This window comes from Mesorhizobium sp. M7A.F.Ca.ET.027.02.1.1 (assembly GCF_004022985.1).
Taxonomy (GTDB): domain Bacteria; phylum Pseudomonadota; class Alphaproteobacteria; order Rhizobiales; family Rhizobiaceae; genus Mesorhizobium.
This window is the reverse complement of the sequence record NZ_RZOL01000421.1, coordinates 1-5,207: the sequence shown is the minus strand read 5'-3', so window position 1 is coordinate 5,207 and position 5,207 is coordinate 1. Positions and strand designations below refer to the sequence as shown.

3 protein-coding genes and 2 pseudogenes are annotated in these 5,207 nt (G+C 61.2%); all 5 read right to left on the bottom strand.

Translation table 11 applies throughout. The features are described from left to right. Positions 1 to 74 precede the first annotated feature (74 nt). Entirely contained in the window at positions 75 to 1,292 is a 1,218-nt protein-coding gene (gene repA / locus EN749_RS30210) for a plasmid partitioning protein RepA (protein ID WP_128364533.1), read from the bottom strand. A 668-nt stretch (positions 1,293 to 1,960) separates the two neighbouring features. Continuing rightward, positions 1,961 to 2,173 (bottom strand): annotated as a pseudogene (locus EN749_RS39665) (LLM class flavin-dependent oxidoreductase); the annotation flags it as partial. Between the two features lie 124 nt (positions 2,174 to 2,297). Continuing rightward, a pseudogene (locus EN749_RS30205) lies at positions 2,298 to 3,269 on the bottom strand (site-specific integrase); the annotation flags it as partial. 94 nt (positions 3,270 to 3,363) lie between these two features. Beyond that, positions 3,364 to 4,473 carry an IS481 family transposase gene (locus EN749_RS30200; RefSeq protein ID WP_245491522.1) on the bottom strand — a complete coding sequence of 370 codons (1,110 nt, stop codon included), beginning with the start codon at positions 4,471 to 4,473 and terminating at the stop codon, positions 3,364 to 3,366. Between the two features lie 387 nt (positions 4,474 to 4,860). Continuing rightward, positions 4,861 to 5,207 (bottom strand): hypothetical protein (locus EN749_RS38295; protein WP_210214738.1); only part of this gene is annotated, 347 nt, incomplete at its 5' end.

Sequence of the window (5,207 nt, the reverse complement as noted above, 5' to 3'; positions counted from 1 at the left end):
CTCAGTCGGACGTCCTGGCTTGCCGGCGGCGACCAGGCCCTGAAGGATGTCCCTGCCCCTTCCATCGGCTTTCTTCATTTGGGCACCCTCCCCCAAGCCTGCCGGATTAGCTTCTCGATGTCGCCATTCACCGCATCCATGGATTCGATGGCGCGATCGTAGGTCTGTCTGTGCATCGACTCGCGCGGGGCTTCATAGACCGTCTGCTTCGACAAACCGGCATCCGAGATCGCCGTTGATTTCACCATCATCGGCGTGAGCACGCGCTCGCCGAACAAGTTGCGCAGGAAGGCCACAATTTGGTTCTGCGGACCATCGTTGGGCTCATGCCGCGTCACCAGATAGCGCATCCAGTCATAGTCGAGGTTGCCGCCATTATCGCGCACGACTGCCAGCAACTGTGACGTCATGGCCAGAAACTGGTTCATCGAGGCCACGTCGAGCATCTGCGGATGGACAGTGATGAGCACGGCGGACGCCGCGCACAGCGCCGACATGGTAAGGAAGCCGAGTTGTGGCGGACAATCAATCACCACCACATCGTAGTCGTCCGCCACGCTGTGCAAAGCGCTGGCGACACGCATGAAAAACAGGCCGTCGCCGTCGTGCTCGCCGTTCGCAAGGACACGCGGCGTGTCGTGCTCGAACTCGTGCAGTTCGAGATTGCCCGGCACGAGATCAAGGCCGGCAAAATAGGTCTTGCGGAGGATCTCAGCAAGCGGTCGGCGTTCGTCATCGTAACGGATCGCGCCATAAAGCGTTTGATTGTCGGCGACGTCGAATTCCGGCTGATAGCCGAACAAGGCGGACATGGACGCCTGTGGATCGAGGTCGACGGCCAGGACGCGGTGACCATGAAGGGCAAGATATTGCGCGAGATGGGTCGCGGTAGTGGTCTTGCCGGAACCACCCTTGAAATTGGTGACCGCGATGACCTGAAGGTGTTCGTTGTCCTTGCGCCAAGGGACATAAGACGTCTTACCCTTCGTCAGGTGCTGGCGCAGCGCCTGGACCTGTTCAAGGGTATAGCGGCGGCGTCCGGTCTGCGCCTTCTCAGGGATCGGGCCTTCTTCGATCGTCGCCAGATTCCTAATATAGCTTTCGGTGACGCCAATCAGTTTTGCGGTCTCGGCCGTCGAAAACGAACGCAGTTCTTTCTTGGCCTCCGGCGGGAACAGGCGCTCGCGCAAGACCTGAAGCTGGGAGCCCAAAGCTTGCGAGTCCTCCCAGATCGTTTCATCGAACGCCTGGTTGCTCTTCGGTCGCAAATTCGCGGCAGCGGTTGGGTTCATCGTGAAAGTCGCAAAACTGAGCCAATCTGATAATTTTGCGCAAGTTGTTCTGACTCCGTGCTTTTGGTCAAGGGAAATTAGGTTAACGGCTTCTTAACGCCGCGACGGCGTCGGCGTAGCCCGTTGTTTTGTTTGTATTTTCCGGAGATTGTCAGCTGACAATCTCACGCGATGCTGCAGCACAACCTGACCGCGGACACCACCGCTTGGCTAAAAAGACCCGACTCACCGTGCGAGGTCAACCCGCCACATTTGGCGGGAAACCCGTTCGCACCACCTCCCGATTGTCGGGGAAAGATAGCATGAAAGCCAGCCCGTCGCAGGGCCGGGTCGGCTAATTCGTAAGCTTGCCGAAACACCCGGCATATCAATTTGCAAAGCGATCGAGATCACGTTTGTCGTCGGAGATCATGCCCAATCCTGGCGCACGGCCCGTCGTCGAACGGCATCGTTTGAAGGCTTGGTGCCTCCCTTCGTTGGGGGCCAGATGGGCACGCGCGGCTCGCGCCCCGGTTCCGTGCCAAGCGCAACACAATGTCCGGTTCAGGCTGGCCTGTTGGATGTAAGAAGGCTTTCCGCTCTCATCGAAATTGAGCGTCGAGTTCTGCACGTTGCGCCCAATTACAGCAGCAATTACGCCCCCCAATCGCGCGGGGGCGCACCTGCGTCGGGTTGTCGTAGCGTATGTCGATGACGGTCGTGCCTATTTCGACACGGCTGTTCTTGCGCTGACCGCCGCCAACAGCGGACAAGGCGAGTAAACCTGGCGACCGACGTGACGCACGCGAAAGCACGCACCGTTTGCGCGAGCTTCTCGGCAGCGACGGCCAGATCGATGGAATGCAGAAGCGCATGGGTGTCTGCGCCAAGGACGATCGCATCCAGTGTCCAGACGACAGGAAACCCGATTTTTCTCTATGAGGGCTTTCGCGCGAACGCGAGAGGTTGTTGGCGCGCCATGACGAATTCGCGCTTGAGATGTGTAAGACGGCAGGGGAGGGACCTTCAAAGCCTGCTTGCCTTGGTGAGATTGACCCGGAATCGGTCGCGGCGTCGCTGATATTTGCGCGTCATCTCGGCAGAGGCATGGCCAAGTTGCTTCTGCACATAGCGCTCGTCGACCTCGGCGGAGGAGGCGGGGCCGGCGCGTAGCGAATGCCCCGAAAACTTTTGGCCGCGCTCTCCTTCCGGCAGATCGCCGCGGACGCCGGCTGCCAGCGCGGTCCGTTTGACCAGAGGTGCGACCTCCTGGTCGTTGAGCCGCTCGGCGCCGACCGATTTTCCTTTCCCGGTGACGCGCCGGAACAGTGGCCCGTACGCGATCCGGGCGAATTTCAGCCAAGTTTCCAAGGTTACGACGGGGCAGGTGGCGTCGGACGAGCCCCGTCTCGACCTCGCGCCAGCCGGTCTTGCCACGCAACGTGACCAGCACGCCCTTGTCCGGGAAAAACTCGATCCATCCGCGGCCATCTTCGGTCTGGTCGCGACTGCAATCGAGGCCGACGATCTCCGAGCGCCGGAGCCCCCCGGCGAAGCCGAGGAGCAAAATAGCGCGATCGCGCAGCCCCCGCAGCGTGCCACGGTCGAGCGTTTCCAGCATGGCGACAAGATCGTCGCGCAGGATGGCTTCCTTTTGACGGGGAGGGGAGGCGTGTTTGTTGCGGATGCCGGCGAGCACGGTGGCGATATGCCGGTCCTTCCGGTCGAGCGGTTGACCGCGTTGTAATTCCAGGTCAGCGACGACAGGCGGCGCTCGATGGTCGACACCGACTTTTTGTCCCTTGCCGATCCAGAGGCCTGGGCGGTGATGTAGAGGCCAACGATTTATGGGTCTGGCGGCAGCGGATCAAACGACTGGCGCCTGCACCAGGCGCAAAAATGCTTCCAGTCGGCGGCATAAGCGCGACGGGTGTTTGTCGAGCTCGCTGCCTCGACATAATCGCGCGCGCGGTCGGCAAGCTTTTCGAGATGCGCAGGCCTTGATGCTTGGCGCGAATCCGGGACCTGCGGGGTGTTTGGACCGGGGACATCGCGAACAGGTGTGCGAGGACATCGCGAACAGTTTTATCACTTATCGTCTGCAGAGGTTGAGGTCGACGGTTTCTATTTTCTGATGTCTGAAGAAGGCTTGGAAGACGCCATCATTGCCGGTTGGGCTGAAGGCCACGGCTTTTCCGCCAAATGCCTTGGAGAGGCGCAGGATGTGACCGCACAGGGCGACGCGGCCCTCTTTCTGGACCTTGCGAACGATGGCGCCTTGTGGGTAGTCGAAGGCTTCGATGGCCTCGCTGAAGGAGCGCGGCGAGGGTGTGTATCTGTCGAGGGGGACACCGCCTTTGAGGCCGTCGTGAGGTCTTTCGGCGTTGTAGAGGTCGCGCCAGGCATCGAAGGCTTTCTGCGCGCGCTCGAGATCTTCGAAGGCAGGGCCGGCCATCGCTTCGGCCTTGAGCGAACGGTGGAAGCGCTCCTCCTTGCCCAGCGTCTGCGGATGCAAGGGCCTGGAATGGGAGACGGCGATGCCGTGCTCGATCAGCCAGACGGTGAAGCGTGTGAAGTTGCTTCGTCCACCATCGCCCCATGGCGGGCCGTTGTCGAAAGCCATGCGCTGCGGCAACCCATAGCGGCGAAAGGCGGCAATCAGGTGGGTTTTGACCGTTTCGCCGGTCTCGTTGATACAAGCCTGCAGCACGACGGAGAAGCGCGAATGATCGTCGAGCGCGGTCAGCGGATGCAACCGGCCGCCCTGCCGCAATGCGACATGGCCCTTGAAGTCCATCTGCCACAGATCGTTGGCGGCGGCATGCTCGAAGCGCCCGAACGGCTTGGCTCCACCTCCGAGCAAGCCCAGTCCGACGCCGTTGCGGTGCAGGATCCCAGTCACCGTCGAGGGTGCGGGCGAACCGGTTCCTTCGCGCCACAGGACCTGGGCGATCTTGCGACCGCCCCAGGCTGGGTGTGCCCTGCGCATGCCAAGAACCGCCGCCTCGACCGCATCCGCGCTTCGCGCCGGGCTCGTCGCCGGGCGGCGCGATTGCTCCGCAAGGCCAGCCTCGCCATGGGCGCGATACCGCGCAATCAACTTGTGACCACAGGTGCGGCCGATCCCGAAACGACGACAAAGCGCACTGACATTGCTGCCATCCTGCACCGCAAGACGCACAAACTCCAACTTCCCATCCATCACGCTGGTGTCCCCAAATGGCATCGCGAACCTCCCGGCGCAAAGCGCGCCAAACTGTTCGCGATGTCCTCGCACACCTGTTCGCGATGTCCCCGGTCCAAACACGGGGGAGAAGGGGAGGGGGCCTCATCCGGGCGCCCCATTTCCATGACGACGTCGGCGATGTCAGGCAGGTCGTCGGCGTCGATCGCGTCGAGGGGTGTCAGCGCCACCACTCGGCCGCATATCTTGCCGAGCCCAGCCAGGTGTTCGGCCGGCTCGACCTATACACCGCACGACCAGGTCGGTCCTGCAAGTGTTGCGAGTGGGGATGCGCCGGCATGCTGGCCGGCATGCTGTTGCGGTTGACCCATCTGCCTAAAGGGGAGGGGCACGGGCGCCGCTTCCTCAACGATGCACTGCTCCCGCAAGCTTGAAAGCATCGGTGGGAGACATGCGCGAAACGGCATCGTCATCGCAAGGGAGGGAGGGGACCAAATGCAGCGAACAATGAAAGGCGAACGGTTGCGAAAAGGGCAAAAATGCGATACGATGCCTTGAGATGGAGAAACGTCTTATCGTTCCATCTTGGTCGGGAACAAAGGCTGGTGGCAGCCGACAATCCCGGAGGTCAGGCAAGATATTTTGCCAGCCTGATGGCGACATCCGGCAATCTCGTGATTTCCTGCGAAAAATAAGGACGGCTGAGGCGTTTTGCGGCTCATCCACAAACGATCGATAATGCAACATTATCA

What these genes read in the sequence shown, in the direction of transcription:
- repA (WP_128364533.1), bottom strand. Translation starts at nt 1,292, where the DNA reads ATGAACCCAACCGCTGCCGCGAATTTGCGACCGAAGAGCAACCAGGCG.
- EN749_RS30200 (WP_245491522.1), bottom strand. Translation starts at nt 4,473, where the DNA reads ATGGATGGGAAGTTGGAGTTTGTGCGTCTTGCGGTGCAGGATGGCAGC.